This window comes from Rhizobium sp. CFBP 8752, assembly GCF_014842035.1.
In the GTDB taxonomy this organism is placed as follows: domain Bacteria; phylum Pseudomonadota; class Alphaproteobacteria; order Rhizobiales; family Rhizobiaceae; genus Neorhizobium; species Neorhizobium soli.
This window is the reverse complement of sequence record NZ_JACYUZ010000001.1, coordinates 878352-891613: the sequence shown is the minus strand read 5'-3', so window position 1 is coordinate 891613 and position 13262 is coordinate 878352. Positions and strand designations below refer to the sequence as shown.

The window sequence follows — 13262 nt, the reverse complement described above, 5'->3', positions numbered from 1 at the left end:
GATTCAGTCATGGGCATGATGACCGTGACTGCCGTGATCATGGCCGCCATGCACGTGATAGGCGCCGCGGGCCGGCTGGAAGGGTTCGTCAATGTCGGTGACGGTTGCGCCGAGGCCCTGCAGCATGGAACGGATGACGTGATCGCGCAGGATGAGGATACGGCCGTCCTCGATCTGCGCCGACAGGTGCCGGTTGCCGAGATGCCAGGCAAGCTCGATCAGGTGCAGCGTATCGCGCGCCTTGACCTCGAACAGCTTTTCCGGCGCCGCCTGCACTTCCACCGTATCACCGTTCTCAAGCACCAGCCGGTCACCATGGTGAAACAGCACCGCTTCCTTGAGATCGAGCATCACCATGTCGCCGTTCGACAAATGCAGCAGCTTGCGGCGCAGGTGCCGCAGATCATGCGGCAAGGTGACGACATCCACCGGCGGATCGCTGATTTCACCGGCGGGACGATAGGAATGGATATGCTGCATGAAAGTCTCCTTGAAGGCGGCATAATCACCAAGCGCGATGCTCGGCACAAGGCCTAGTTACGCCCCGGCTGCAAAATCCGTGGCCGGGAAAAGCATGGGCCGTCAATTGAAAATCCGGAGCGACAGCGCCAGCAATTGCGGCAGGGGGTTCCACAGTCCCGTGCGCAGTCCCGCGGCCCTCAGCGCCCCTGCTGTCCAGGTGTTGCAGCCGGCAAGCGCGTTGAAAGAACCGTGTGCTTCAAAGAAGCGGTCGTAGACGCCGTAGCCTGCGCCGGGGATGGGCACGACCTTGTTATCCACCTCCACGAAACTCGCACGAATGAAGTCGGACATGGCTTGGAATTCATCAGCATCGAGATCGAACGCCTGCACTGCCGGATGCGTGTCGTCTATGCCGCCGGCGACATCGACATGCATGACCGAGGAATCGATGGTCAGCGCGCGGAAGGCCGGCATGGGTTTGAGATCGGCCCAGGTCGGCGTTTCCAGATAGAAGGACCGCCCTCCCCAGCCGATCACCAGCCATTCTGCCGCGGGATCGGCGACGGGAATGCCTGATGCTTCCAGAAACGAATAGGACGCCCGCGTTTCCGCATCGAGCGGGATGACGAGATCCGTATGGATCGGGTTCGAAAGAACCAGAATCCGGCGCGTGTTTTCGGAAGCGTGGGGCCGATCCGGCGCAAACAATGGCCGCGGCACGAATGTGCCAACGGCGACGGCGAGAACGATCAGGATAGCGATTGCCGGGATCGCCAGCAGCAACCGCCTTGCAAGCCTCTTCATGCGCCGTGTCCGGGAAGGTATTGCATCAGAAGAGGAAGTACCGCTGTGCCATCGGCAGAACCGTTGCCGGCTTGCAGGTCAGGAGCTCTCCATCGGCGCGCACTTCGTAGGTTTCCGGATCGACCTCCACATGCGGCGTCAGCGAATTGTGAATCATCGACGCCTTGGAGATGCCGCCACGGGTATTGCGCACAGCGAGAAGCTTTTTAGCGACCCCCAGCCTGCCGACGATGCCCGCGTCGAGCGACGCCTGGGAGACGAAGGTGACGGAGGAATTGGTGCGCAGCTTGCCATAGGCTGCAAACATCGGGCGATAGTGCATCGGCTGCGGCGTCGGGATCGATGCGTTTGGATCACCCATCGGTGCTGCCGCAATCGAGCCGCCGAGCAGCACCATTTCCGGCTTTACGCCGAAAAAGGCAGGGCTCCAGAGCACCAGATCGGCGCGCTTGCCGACTTCGACCGAGCCGATTTCATGGCTGATGCCGTGCGCGACCGCGGGGTTGATCGTGTATTTGGCGATATAGCGTTTGACGCGGAAATTGTCGTTATCACCGGTTTCGTCGGGCAGATGACCGCGCTGGCGTTTCATCTTGTCGGCCGTCTGCCAGGTGCGGATGGCAACTTCGCCGACGCGGCCCATCGCCTGACTGTCCGACGAGATGATCGAGAAGGCGCCGATATCGTGCAGGATGTCTTCGGCTGCGATCGTCTCCTTGCGGATACGGCTTTCGGCAAAGGCGATGTCTTCCGGGATCGACGGCGACAGGTGGTGGCAGACCATCAGCATATCGAGATGTTCGGCCAGCGTGTTGATCGTGTAGGGCCGCGTCGGATTGGTCGAGGACGGAATGACGTTAGGATTGCCGCAGATCTTGATGATGTCAGGCGCGTGACCGCCGCCGGCCCCTTCCGTGTGGAAGGCATGAATGGTGCGGCCCTTGATGGCGCCGATCGTGTCTTCCACGAAGCCGCTTTCGTTGAGCGTATCGGTGTGGATCATCACCTGCACGTCAAAGGCGTCGGCGACTGTCAGGCAGTTGTCGATGGCAGCGGGCGTCGTGCCCCAGTCCTCGTGCAGCTTCAGCGATGACGCGCCGGCGAGGATCATTTCCTCGAGCGGCGCCGGCAGCGAGGCATTGCCCTTCCCGGCCAGCGCGAGGTTCATCGGAAACGCATCAAAGCTTTCGATCATCCGCTCGATATGCCAGGCGCCGGTGCAGGTGGTGGCAAGCGTACCGTGCGCCGGTCCCGACCCGCCACCAAGCATCGTCGTGATGCCCGACATCAGCGCTTCCTCGATCTGCTGCGGGCAGATGAAATGGATATGCGCATCCATGCCGCCGGCGGTCAGGATCTTGCCTTCGCCGGCAATCGCCTCGGTGGATGGTCCGACGATGATCGTCACGCCCGGTTGCGTATCCGGATTGCCCGCCTTGCCGATCGCATGGATCCGGCCGTCCTTCAGACCGACATCGGCCTTGTAGATGCCGGAGTGATCGACGATCAGCGCATTGGTGATGACAGTATCGACAGCGCCCTCGGCCCGCGTTGCCTGGCTCTGTCCCATGCCGTCACGAATGACCTTGCCGCCGCCGAACTTGACCTCCTCGCCATAGACGGTGAAATCCTTCTCGACTTCGATGATGAGTTCGGTATCGGCAAGCCGCACCTTGTCACCGGTGGTCGGGCCGAACATGGAAGCATAGGACGCGCGGGACATTTTGTAGGGCATGGATCAGACTTCCTGAGAAAGCAGAATGAAAGGCATGTTCTTGGCGGCGGCGTGGTCGAGTGTCACGGTTGGTGACGCGCCGGCAGCCGTGTTGAGTTCGGCAATAAAGTAATCCGCAAAACCGGCAGTTCCCGTCCTGAACGACGCAAGCGCTCTGACCACCGCATCAGCGTCGCCGATGACAAGACGATCGGACGAGATAAGTCCTTCGATAAGGCTGGCCAGTCGTTCGCGATCGTAACCGGTTTTGCGACGAAGTACCCAGACGAGTTCAACCAGCGTGATGGGATTGATGAACCCCGGCCGGCTCGTGGAAAGTCTTTCGTGAAAAAATTGCGCCACCCGTGGCGACCAAAGAGGGTCATCGTCCAGAAAATATCGAGCAAGAATATTGGTATCGAGACCGATCAAGGATCATCCTCCGAGCGACTGGGAGACGTTCGGCGGGCGACCGTCTCTGTGATCGCCTCCTCGATATCCATTGGCGGGCCGTCGTGCTTGCCGAAGATGCCGCGCAAATGCGCGAGATCGCTCTTCTTCGCCTCGACGGTGACCTTGCCCTCGTCATCAACGATGAACTGCAGCGAGCCCCCAGGCTTCAGGCCGAGCGCCTGACGCACCTCGACCGGGATCGTTGCTTCTCCATCCGTCGATGTTTTGGCTTCGAACCTGCCCATTATCGTGCTCCGGCGCTATCGAAAGCGCCTAGTTTACCGCAAAAATTCCTGCCTAACCAATGTCGCTTCTGGCGCAAAAAAGGCTCAGTTCCCCTCTTCCGTCAGCTCCTTCAGCTCGTCCGTCCGCTTCGCAGTCAGCCCCGCCTGGCAGCCATAGATCAGCATCGGTTCCATCGAGCCGCCGCGGGCCTGGAAGCCGTAGGAGGCGCATTGGGCGTCGCGGTAGGCGACCCAGGCGCGTTGCGCTGCGACGAGGGCTTTCTCCGCACCTGCCGTGGAGGGATCGGCATCCGCATCACGGGCCCGCATCAGGTCGCGGGTCTTCTTGTACTGCGTGTTGAGAAGCTTGTCGGCGGCGATGAATTCCTGCTCGGCGCAGTAGGTCAGTTCCATCTGGACCTGGGCGTTGTCGCAGTCCACATCAGGCCTGTCCTCGCCGGACGCCGGGGCATCGATCAGCAGCACGCAGCCACAGGCGGCTAGAAGCGCCAGCGATTTCATAGGGCACCCATGATCTTCTGCTGGAACCCGTAGACCTTGCGGGCGCCGGACAGCGGGATCAGCGTGATTGACCGGGTCTGACCCGGTTCGAAGCGAACGGCGGTGCCGGCCGGGATATCGAGCCGCATGCCGCGCGCCTTGTCGCGATCGAACGCAAGGCCGTTATTGGTCTCGAAGAAATGGTAGTGGCTGCCCACCTGCACCGGCCGGTCGCCGGTATTGGAAACCTCGATCGAGATCGTCGGAGCGCCGACATTGAGTTCTATCTCGCCTGCAACGGTAAAGACTTCACCGGGTATCATGGTCCACCTCCTCAGGCGCTCAATAAGAGTTTTGGCTGGCAGCCTTCGGCCTTTAGAACACGCACCGTCGAGGCCGGATTGTTGACGAGTGCAGCAGCCGGGCGCACCGGACGACGCACCAGTTCACCATTGCAATTCGGGCATGTACCGGCAAGCACGCCGGTGGCGCAATCGATGCAATAGGTGCATTCGAACGTGCAGATCATCGCCTCGCGGCTGTCGGGCGCGAGGTCCTTGTCGCAGCATTCGCAGTTGGGGCGCAGTTCGAGAGCCATGACCAACTCCTCAGCGGATCGGTTCGTGCACGGTGACGAGCTTGGTTCCGTCCGGGAACGTCGCTTCCACCTGCACGTCGTGGATCATTTCGGGAATGCCATCCATCACCTGGTCGCGGGTGATGACATGCGCGCCCTCTTCCATCAAAGCGGCCACGGAGCGCCCATCGCGGGCACCTTCCACCACATAATCGGTGATCAGCGCGATCGCTTCCGGATAGTTCAGCTTGACGCCCCGCTCCAGGCGACGACGGGCGACGACCGCGGCCATGGAAATCAAGAGCTTGTCTTTTTCGCGTGGGGTGAGGTTCATGGGCTTCCCGCAATCGGCGTCATCAATGACAAATCAGATGTTCCAGACTTTCGGCACTGGCGCGCCGTTACGCAATACGGAAATTGCCGGTACCAGGATTTTTCTGAGCTCGAACCCGGTCGGTGCCGTGAGACGCGCAACGATCTTGCCGTTGAAGAAGCTGGCCCCGCCGGATGTAGGCCCGAGACAGTCCCGCAGCTTCGGAAAGAGAGCTTCTGCCAGCGGTCCGGAATAAAACAGCGTCGCGAAGGCAACCTGGCCCGAAAGGACGGCCGCTGCTTCCGCAAGCCTCGCGATCTCGCCGTCGAAACGCATTTCTTCTGCATGAATGAGCGAGCCCGCGCGCCGGACACGCCAGCGATCCCGGAAGAAGCCGAGATTGACCGCTTCCCCCATCATCTTGCGACCGAGGATGACGGCTTCGACCGCCAGAAATTCGGCGGTTTCGGCCAGATCCACATCGAGCCTTCGCGTCAGCGACGAACGGTCGAACAGGATGGTTTCCTGCGGCAGCCAATGCACGGAAGCGTTTTCGCCGACGGTGATGTGGGTGGAGACGGAAGCGGTGTCTGCGGCCGCCTTGTAGATTTTCTCGTTGGCCTGCGTGGTGACCGAGAGGCGGGTGGAATCGGATGCGGCGACGGACCAATCGATCACGTCGCCGCCCGTCAGTCCCCCTGACGTGTTGATGAGGATCGCCTCCATTTCAGGCGAAAAGGTTTCCGGAAGGCGTATTTTTGCGCAGCCTTCCTGGAAGAACTGGTCAAGCCGTGTGCGCCCGGCAAACGCCTTGGTTACAAGGCGTCCCGAACCCCTTGCCCGCTGCGGCGGGGTGTCGTCGGCTGAATGCTGCTGCACGTCGTGTCCTGCATGTTGATCTGTGTCGAGCAGTCAGACGCAACAGTCGTGCCAGACTTCGAACCACCGGAGGATTTCGCCGGTGCTGCCGTCGCAACCATATCCGTCGTGTCGGCCTTCGAGAAGAAATCCCACATCCGGAAAGCCGGATCGACATTGGCGTCGAAGGCAGGCTTGGCTGGTACGACGCTCGAAACCTTGGTCACGCCGGCAACGCCATCCTTGGCGGCAGCCATCACCGCTTCCCGGGCTTCTGAAGGCTTCGGCCAGTCATGCGTGCCCTTTTCGAACACGTAGGTGGCGATGCGGGCGCCGTTGGTGCAGGTGCCGTACATCGTGTAGGTCACGCCTTCGACAGTCTTTGCGTTACCGTTGCCCTTGCAGCCGTCGAGATCGGTCCAGCGCTTGATCGCGGTCTTGAAACCATACTGCCAATAGGCGCTGCCGCCGCCCGCATAGGGGTTCTGCGCATCCTTTTCGCCGGCAAAGGCCACGATCGAGATCGGCTTGGCCGGATTGCAGTTGGCGGCATCGGGCCCCCACTTGCCATCGGTCTCGACGGGACGACCGGCGCGCAGCGAATTCACAAAACCTGCCGCGACGAAATCGTCCTGACCGGAGCAGACATAGGCCGACAGCATGCGGCCGCCACCGGAATAACCCGAGGCAAAGATCCGGTTCGGATCGACGCAGAGGTCATCCTTCACCTCTTCGACGGCATCCTCGATAAAGGCGATCTCGTCCTGGCCGCCCTGGGCGCCATTGGGAAGAATAGCCTGGCTCACCTGCACATGCGGAACGTTCCAGCCATAGGTGCCCGGCGCCTTGCCGGACAGGCTGCCTTGCAGCGCCACGGCGATAAACCCGTTCTTTTCGGCAACCTTGTCCCAGGAAGAGCGCTTCAACTGGCCGACCGGATTGGAGTTGCTGCCGTGAAAATCGAACACGACGGGCAGTTTGTCCTTGCCTGTATAGGACGACGGCACGAAGTAGACGGCCTGGCGTTCGATACCGTCGGTCTCGATGGTGACCGGGTGGAGACCCGGCGTCATAGGCTGGCCACAGCCGGCAAAAGCGGCACCTGCGGCCAAGAAAAACGCTCCGGTCGCGGTAGCGCGAAGGGCGGAGCGGGAACGAGAACCAACAATGCGTTCAAAGACCATCAGCGCCTCATCATGGGGTGCGGGGGTTATCTACGATGTTCGGAAGATGCGTTCATCTGCTGTTCATCTAGCACACAGGCCCAGGCTTTGAAACCGCGTTAACGAATAGAAGCCATGCAAACATTGACCCCTAAACAGTTAGGTGTCGCCTTGCTTCTGCCGTATCCAGTGTCTCAGAGGCGCCTTCGTGCACGATCTCGCCACGATCCATAATATAGACATGATCTGCCAGCTCCCGGCAGAAGTCGAGATACTGTTCGACCAGCAGGATCGCCATGCCGGTACTGTCGCGCAGGTAACGGATAGCCCGGCCGATATCCTTGATGATCGACGGCTGGATGCCTTCGGTCGGCTCGTCCAGCACCAGGATTTTCGGCCGCGTGACCATGGCGCGTCCGATCGCCAGCTGCTGCTGCTGGCCGCCGGACAGATCGCCGCCGCGGCGCCCGAGCATGGATTTGAGCACCGGGAACAGCGCGAAGATGTCGTCCGGGATGAACTTGTCCTTGCGCTCCAGCGGTGCGTAACCGCTTTGCAGGTTTTCCTGAACGGTGAGCAGCGGGAAGATTTCGCGCCCCTGCGGCACATAGCCGATGCCGTGCCTGGCGCGGTGATAGGGTGCAAGCCCGTTCAACGTCTCGCCCTGAAAGCTGATCGTCCCCGCTGACACCGGATGCTGCCCGGTGACGGCGCGGAGCAGCGACGACTTGCCGACGCCGTTGCGACCGAGAACGCAGGTGATCTTGCCCATATCGGCCTTGATCGACACGCCGCGCAGGGCCTGTGCCGCACCGTAATGGAGATTGACGTTTTCGACTGTCAGCATGGTTGGTCTCTTTTCTCTTTGTGTCGGCCGTTGGAGGATCGACAAGCTTGCGGCATCCTTCCACCTCGCCCTTAAGGGGGAGGTCGCAGCGAAGCTGCGGGTGACCGCCGGGATCCCAAAGATCACCCCACCCCGGCGCTTTGCGCCGACCCTCCCCCTCAAGGGGAGGGTAATCCCTCACCGTCCGAGATAATTCTCGATCACCTTCGGATCGTTCGACACGAAATCGATCGACCCTTCGGCCAGCACCGACCCTTCCGCAAGACACGTCACCTTGACGCCGAGATCGCGGATGAAGCCCATGTCGTGTTCCACCACCACGACCGAGCGGGTCTTGGCGATTTCCTTCAGCAGCAATGCGGTCTCGGATGTCTCGGCATCCGTCATGCCGGCGACCGGCTCGTCGACAAGAAGCAGTTTCGGTTCCTGCGCGAGCAGCATGCCGATCTCGAGCCACTGTTTCTGGCCGTGCGAAAGATTGGCGGCATATTCGTTTTTGCGGTAGGACATGCGGATCGTCTCGAGGATTTCCTCGATGCGAGCCTTGTCGTCTGCAGACAGCGTATAGAACAGCGTGCCGAACACGCTGCGCGACCGGTTGAGCGCCAGTTCGAGATTGTCCCACACGGTGTGGCTTTCGAACACGGTCGGCTTCTGGAATTTGCGGCCGATGCCGAGCTGGGCGATATCGGCCTCGTCCTTCTTGGTGAGGTCGATCGTGTCCTCGAAGATCACCCGGCCGGTGTCGGGACGCGTCTTGCCCGTGATGATGTCCATCATCGTCGTCTTGCCGGCACCGTTCGGGCCGATGATGGCGCGAAGCTCTCCCGGTTCGACCACGAGCGACAGCGAATTGATCGCCTTGAACCCGTCGAAGGAGACGGAGACGTCTTCGAGATAGAGCAGGCTTTTCGTGCGTGTTTCGGCAATCGTGTTCATCGTCTCACTCCGCTGCCTGAACCTGTCGCGCAACCGGGACCGCCCCGGCATCCCTGCCCTTTTCCGCCTCGACCGCCGCCTTCAGCGCCTTGCGGCCAGCAAAGCCGTGCTGGATGGTGCCGACGATGCCCCGCGGCAGGAACAGCGTGACGGCAATGAACAGGCCGCCCAGCGCAAACAGCCAGATCTCCGGAAAGGCGCCGGTGAAATAGCTTTTGCCGGCATTGACGAGGATAGCGCCGATGATCGGGCCGATCAGCGTGCCGCGGCCGCCGACCGCCGTCCAGACGACGACTTCGATCGAGTTGGCGGGGGCAAATTCGCCCGGATTGATGATGCCGACCTGCGGCACGAACAGCGCACCGGCAATGCCGGCAAACATGGCCGAAACGACGAATGTGAAGAGCTTGATATTCTCCACCCGGAAGCCGAGGAAGCGGACGCGGCTTTCCGCATCGCGCACGCCAACCAGCACCTTGCCGAATTTCGAGCGGGTGATGGCCGAGGCGACCAGCAGGCAGAGCGCCAGCATGATGGCCGAAATCGCAAACAGCCCCGCACGGGTGCCGCCGGCCTGCACGTTGAAGCCGAGGATTTCCTTGAAATCTGTCAGGCCGTTATTGCCGCCGAACCCCATGTCGTTGCGGAAGAAGGCAAGCAGAAGCGCATAGGTCATCGCCTGGGTGATGATCGACAGGTAGACGCCGTTGACGCGGCTGCGGAAGGCGAACCAGCCGAACACGAAGGCAAGCAGGCCCGGCACGACCAGAACCATCAGCATCGCAAAGGCGAAGTGATCGAACCCGTACCAGAACCAGGGCAGTTCCTTCCAGTTGAGGAAGACCATGAAATCGGGCAGCAGCGGATTGCCGTAGGTGCCGCGCGAGCCGATCTGGCGCATCAGATACATACCCATCGCATAGCCGCCGAGCGCAAAGAACGCGCCGTGGCCGAGCGAGAGGATGCCGCAATAGCCCCAGACCAGATCCAGCGCCAGCGCCAACAGCGCATAGCAGAGATACTTGCCCATCAGCGCCATCGCATAGGTCGGGATGTGGAGCGCGCTGTCGGGCGACGTCAGGAGATTGAGCGCCGGGACGAGAATGGCGACGCCGAGCAGGATGGCGATGGCCACGACGATCTTGCCTTCGAGTGCACGCAGAATGAAGCCGGTAATCATGCTTCGATCGCCCTTCCCTTGAGCGCGAAAAGACCGCGCGGACGTTTCTGGATGAAGAGGATGATGAGAACCAGAACCAGGATCTTGCCGAGAACGGCACCGACCGAGGGTTCGAGGAACTTGTTGAGCACCCCGAGCGAAAGTGCCCCGACCAGCGTGCCCCAGAGATTGCCGACGCCGCCGAACACCACGACCATGAAACTGTCGATAATGTAGCTCTGGCCGAGATTGGGCGAGACGTTGTCGATTTGGCTGAGCGCGACGCCCGCGATACCGGCAATGCCGGAGCCGAGCGCGAAGGTCAGCGCATCGACCCATGGCGTGCGGATGCCCATGGAGGATGCCATGCGGCGGTTCTGGGTGACGGCGCGCATGTTGAGGCCGAAGGCGGATTTCTTCATTACCACCAGCAGCGCGAAGAAGATCGACAGCGAGAAGATCACGATCCACATGCGGTTCCAGGTGATCGTCATGCCGCCGAGCGGAAACGAACCGGACATCCAGGACGGATTGCCGACTTCCTTGTTGGTGGGGCCGAAGATGGAGCGGATCGTCTGCTGCAGGATCAGCGACACGCCCCAGGTGGCGAGCAGGGTTTCCAGCGGCCGGCCATAGAGAAAGCGGATGATGCCGCGCTCCACGACGAAGCCAACGGCACCGGTCACGAGAAAGGCGACCGGCAGCGCAATCGTCAGCGACCAGTCGAACAGGCCGGGCGCGTGACTGCGGATCACCTCCTGCACCACATAGGTGGAATAGGCGCCGAGCATGACCATTTCGCCATGCGCCATGTTGATGATGCCCATCACGCCGAAGGTGATGGCAAGCCCGATGGCGGCCAAGAGCAGCACGGAACCGAGCGACACGCCGTACCAGACGTTCTGGGCCAGATCCCACAGCTGCTGCTCGTTCTGGATGGCTTTGATCGCCGCATCGAGATCGCCCTTCAGGCTCGGATCGATCGTTGACGAGACCGAACTGAGGATGCCGAGCGCGCTTCGCCCGCCAAGATTGCCCATGGTCTGGATCGCGGCACGCTTTTCGTCGAGCGAGCGGTCGGAGGAGAGCACCGAGACGGCGCGCGCCTCTTCCATGCGGAACTTGACGTCGCGGTCGGTTTCCTTGGCAATGGCAGCCTCGACCAGATCGAGCGCCTCCGCACTCGGCGACAAAAGGATCGCATCGGCTGCGGCAAGACGGACACCGCGATCCGGGCTCATCAGCGTCAGACCGCCAAGCGCTGCACGAATGGCGCGCCGCAGCGTATTGTTGACGCGGATCTTGGTGACGGCGCCCTTGGCGACCTGGCCGGCGCTTTCCGCCGTCACGGGATCGATCAGATCCAGCTGCGCGCCGGCGGGTTTTACCACGAACACGGTCTTGTCGGCCTTGCGGAAATAGAGATCGCCCTCGGCAAACGCCTCGAGCGCCGGCACGACGCGGATATCGCCGCTGTTGGCGATCTGTGCGACGATCGATTCAGCCTGGCCGAAATCGGCATCGGCGAGCTGGTTAAACAGCGGCTTCGGATCAGCCCCTTGCGAAAAGGCCGGTGCTGCAAACGAAAAGATCAGAAAAATCAGCGTGAAAAAACGGATAGGCATATCTTTGTCCCCCGGATGGCCGCGTGGGGCGGAGGGCTCGATCGCCCCTCATCCGCCTGCCGGCACCTTCTCCCCGCAAGCGGGGAGAAGGATGATCGTCACGCCCTCACCGACCCCCGGTCACGCTCAAGCGTGGCACGTCCCCTCGCCCCGCTTGCGGGGAGAGGGTTAGGGTGAGGGGCAACCTTAACTATGGCCGCGACAGAATCAGCTACCCTTGCCGCCGCACTTGCCGGTTGCAACGTTGAAGTTGCCGCAGGACATCGGCTTGCGCCAGTCGGAGATCAGGTCCTTGGAGTCCGGCAGGTAATCCGACCATTCGTCACCGACAACGGCAGGTGTTTCCTGGACGATTTCGAACTGGCCATCGGCCTGAATTTCACCGATCAGCACCGGCTTGGTGATGTGATGGTTCGGCATGACAGTGGAATAGCCGCCCGACAGGTTCGGCACCGAGACGCCGATGATCGAGTCCAGAACCGCGTTCGTGTCGGTCGTCCCGGCGGATTCGACGGCCTTAACCCAGGCCTGGAAACCGATATAGGCGGCTTCCATCGGATCGTTGGTCACGCGCTTTTCGTTCTTGGTAAAGGCGTGCCATTCCTTGATGAAGGACGCATTGACCTCGGCATCGACGGACTGGAAGTAGTTCCAGGCGGCGAGATGGCCGACCAGCGGCTTGGTGTCGAGACCGGCTAGCTCTTCTTCGCCGACCGAGAAGGCCACGACCGGAATGTCTTCGGCCTTGATGCCCTGGTTGCCCAGTTCCTTGTAGAACGGCACGTTGGCATCGCCGTTGATGGTGGAAACGACGGCAGTCTTCTTGCCGGCAGAGCCGAACTTCTTGATGTCGGAAACAATGGTCTGCCAGTCGGAATGACCGAACGGCGTGTAGTTGACCATGATATCGGCCTCGGCGACGCCCTTCGACATCAGGTAGGCCTTGAGGATCTTGTTGGTCGTCTGCGGATAGACATAGTCGGTGCCGGCGAGAACCCAGCGCTGCACGCCTTCTTCCTTGGCAAGATAATCGACCGCAGGAATGGCCTGCTGGTTCGGCGCGGCACCGGTGTAGAAGATGTTGCGCGAGGATTCTTCACCCTCGTACTGGACCGGGTAGAACAGGATCGAGTTCAGTTCTTCGAAGACAGGAAGAACCGACTTGCGCGACGACGAGGTCCAGCAACCGAACACGGCTGCAACCTTGTCCTGGCTGATCAGCTGGCGGGCCTTTTCGGCAAACAGCGGCCAGTCGGAGGCCGGATCGACGACGACGGCCTCGAGCTTCTTGCCGAGAACGCCGCCCTTCTTGTTCTGCTCTTCCACCATCATCAGCATGGCGTCTTTCAGCGTCGTCTCGGAAATCGCCATCGTACCGGACAGCGAATGCAGAACGCCGATCTTGATCGTATCGTCGGCAGCGAATGCGCCCGAAAGCGCCGTGGCGGACATGGCAGCGGCAAGCAGCGCGCCGGTAAGTTTCACCCTGAATGTCATTGGTCGAACCCCTCTTCTTGTTCGTTCAAGCAACCGGAGATTTAACCGTTGCTTAACCGGACTATCGGCTGCTGCACCGCAAAAACGTATACGTCGAATGACGTATCGAGAGGGGTGAACCGGCCC

Annotated in this window: 16 protein-coding genes; all 16 read right to left on the bottom strand. The window is 61.2% G+C overall.

Going from position 1 to position 13262, the window contains the following annotated elements; translation table 11 throughout:
- Positions 1 to 3: 3 nt before the first annotated feature.
- The 16 genes from ureE to urtA all read right to left on the bottom strand — a co-directional run bounded on the left by ureE (position 4) and on the right by urtA (position 13136).
- On the bottom strand, positions 4 to 480 hold the full coding sequence (gene ureE, locus IFT59_RS04290) for an urease accessory protein UreE (RefSeq protein ID WP_192086171.1): 477 nt from the start codon (positions 478 to 480) through the stop codon (positions 4 to 6).
- A 102-nt stretch (positions 481 to 582) separates the two neighbouring features.
- On the bottom strand, positions 583 to 1266 hold the full coding sequence (locus IFT59_RS04285) for a TIGR02117 family protein (protein ID WP_192086170.1): 684 nt from the start codon (positions 1264 to 1266) through the stop codon (positions 583 to 585).
- A gap of 25 nt (positions 1267 to 1291) precedes the next feature.
- On the bottom strand, positions 1292 to 3001 hold the full coding sequence (gene ureC, locus IFT59_RS04280) for an urease subunit alpha (protein WP_192086169.1): 1710 nt from the start codon (positions 2999 to 3001) through the stop codon (positions 1292 to 1294).
- A gap of 3 nt (positions 3002 to 3004) precedes the next feature.
- The gene (locus IFT59_RS04275) at positions 3005 to 3412 is read right to left on the bottom strand and encodes a PIN domain-containing protein (RefSeq protein WP_113109901.1); all 408 of its coding nucleotides are present in this window, start codon (positions 3410 to 3412) and stop codon (positions 3005 to 3007) included.
- Positions 3409 to 3678: an AbrB/MazE/SpoVT family DNA-binding domain-containing protein gene (locus IFT59_RS04270; protein WP_062455249.1), complete on the bottom strand. Its 270-nt coding sequence runs from the start codon at positions 3676 to 3678 to the stop codon at positions 3409 to 3411. Before IFT59_RS04270 ends, IFT59_RS04275 begins: the two co-directional genes overlap by 4 nt.
- 84 nt (positions 3679 to 3762) lie before the next feature.
- Positions 3763 to 4179, bottom strand: a complete 417-nt coding sequence (locus tag IFT59_RS04265; RefSeq protein WP_174196334.1) for a lysozyme inhibitor LprI family protein — start codon at positions 4177 to 4179, stop codon at positions 3763 to 3765.
- Positions 4176 to 4481, bottom strand: a complete 306-nt coding sequence (locus IFT59_RS04260; protein ID WP_062455246.1) for an urease subunit beta — start codon at positions 4479 to 4481, stop codon at positions 4176 to 4178. Before IFT59_RS04260 ends, IFT59_RS04265 begins: the two co-directional genes overlap by 4 nt.
- Positions 4482 to 4492: 11 nt before the next feature.
- The gene (locus tag IFT59_RS04255) at positions 4493 to 4756 is read right to left on the bottom strand and encodes a DUF1272 domain-containing protein (protein WP_192086168.1); all 264 of its coding nucleotides are present in this window, start codon (positions 4754 to 4756) and stop codon (positions 4493 to 4495) included.
- Between the two features lie 10 nt (positions 4757 to 4766).
- Positions 4767 to 5069, bottom strand: coding sequence for an urease subunit gamma (locus tag IFT59_RS04250; RefSeq protein WP_062455242.1), 303 nt, complete (start codon positions 5067 to 5069; stop codon positions 4767 to 4769).
- A 33-nt stretch (positions 5070 to 5102) separates the two neighbouring features.
- Positions 5103 to 5927 (bottom strand): urease accessory protein UreD, encoded by an 825-nt coding sequence (locus IFT59_RS04245; protein ID WP_192086167.1) that lies wholly within the window; start codon positions 5925 to 5927, stop codon positions 5103 to 5105.
- A complete protein-coding gene (locus IFT59_RS04240; RefSeq protein ID WP_192086166.1) occupies positions 5864 to 7018 on the bottom strand; it encodes an alpha/beta hydrolase family esterase in 1155 nt (384 codons plus the stop codon). Before IFT59_RS04240 ends, IFT59_RS04245 begins: the two co-directional genes overlap by 64 nt.
- A gap of 202 nt (positions 7019 to 7220) precedes the next feature.
- The gene (urtE, locus tag IFT59_RS04235) at positions 7221 to 7916 is read right to left on the bottom strand and encodes an urea ABC transporter ATP-binding subunit UrtE (RefSeq protein ID WP_192086165.1); all 696 of its coding nucleotides are present in this window, start codon (positions 7914 to 7916) and stop codon (positions 7221 to 7223) included.
- A 177-nt stretch (positions 7917 to 8093) separates the two neighbouring features.
- A complete protein-coding gene (gene urtD, locus IFT59_RS04230) occupies positions 8094 to 8855 on the bottom strand; it encodes an urea ABC transporter ATP-binding protein UrtD (protein ID WP_192086164.1) in 762 nt (253 codons plus the stop codon).
- A gap of 4 nt (positions 8856 to 8859) precedes the next feature.
- A complete protein-coding gene (gene urtC, locus IFT59_RS04225; RefSeq protein WP_192086163.1) occupies positions 8860 to 10035 on the bottom strand; it encodes an urea ABC transporter permease subunit UrtC in 1176 nt (391 codons plus the stop codon).
- A complete protein-coding gene (urtB, locus tag IFT59_RS04220) occupies positions 10032 to 11639 on the bottom strand; it encodes an urea ABC transporter permease subunit UrtB (RefSeq protein ID WP_192086162.1) in 1608 nt (535 codons plus the stop codon). Before urtB ends, urtC begins: the two co-directional genes overlap by 4 nt.
- 207 nt (positions 11640 to 11846) lie before the next feature.
- Complete coding sequence (gene urtA / locus IFT59_RS04215; RefSeq protein ID WP_192086161.1) at positions 11847 to 13136, bottom strand: urea ABC transporter substrate-binding protein; 1290 nt, start codon at positions 13134 to 13136, stop codon at positions 11847 to 11849.
- Positions 13137 to 13262 lie beyond the last annotated feature (126 nt).

Coding starts and splice junctions, on each gene's coding strand:
- ureE (WP_192086171.1), bottom strand. CDS start 480: ATGCAGCATATCCATTCCTATCGTCCCGCCGGTGAAATCAGCGATCCG.
- IFT59_RS04285 (WP_192086170.1), bottom strand. CDS start 1,266: ATGAAGAGGCTTGCAAGGCGGTTGCTGCTGGCGATCCCGGCAATCGCT.
- ureC (WP_192086169.1), bottom strand. CDS start 3,001: ATGCCCTACAAAATGTCCCGCGCGTCCTATGCTTCCATGTTCGGCCCG.
- IFT59_RS04270 (WP_062455249.1), bottom strand. CDS start 3,678: ATGGGCAGGTTCGAAGCCAAAACATCGACGGATGGAGAAGCAACGATC.
- IFT59_RS04265 (WP_174196334.1), bottom strand. CDS start 4,179: ATGAAATCGCTGGCGCTTCTAGCCGCCTGTGGCTGCGTGCTGCTGATC.
- IFT59_RS04260 (WP_062455246.1), bottom strand. CDS start 4,481: ATGATACCCGGTGAAGTCTTTACCGTTGCAGGCGAGATAGAACTCAAT.
- IFT59_RS04255 (WP_192086168.1), bottom strand. CDS start 4,756: ATGGCTCTCGAACTGCGCCCCAACTGCGAATGCTGCGACAAGGACCTC.
- IFT59_RS04250 (WP_062455242.1), bottom strand. CDS start 5,069: ATGAACCTCACCCCACGCGAAAAAGACAAGCTCTTGATTTCCATGGCC.
- urtE (WP_192086165.1), bottom strand. CDS start 7,916: ATGCTGACAGTCGAAAACGTCAATCTCCATTACGGTGCGGCACAGGCC.
- urtD (WP_192086164.1), bottom strand. CDS start 8,855: ATGAACACGATTGCCGAAACACGCACGAAAAGCCTGCTCTATCTCGAA.
- urtC (WP_192086163.1), bottom strand. CDS start 10,035: ATGATTACCGGCTTCATTCTGCGTGCACTCGAAGGCAAGATCGTCGTG.
- urtB (WP_192086162.1), bottom strand. CDS start 11,639: ATGCCTATCCGTTTTTTCACGCTGATTTTTCTGATCTTTTCGTTTGCA.
- urtA (WP_192086161.1), bottom strand. CDS start 13,136: ATGACATTCAGGGTGAAACTTACCGGCGCGCTGCTTGCCGCTGCCATG.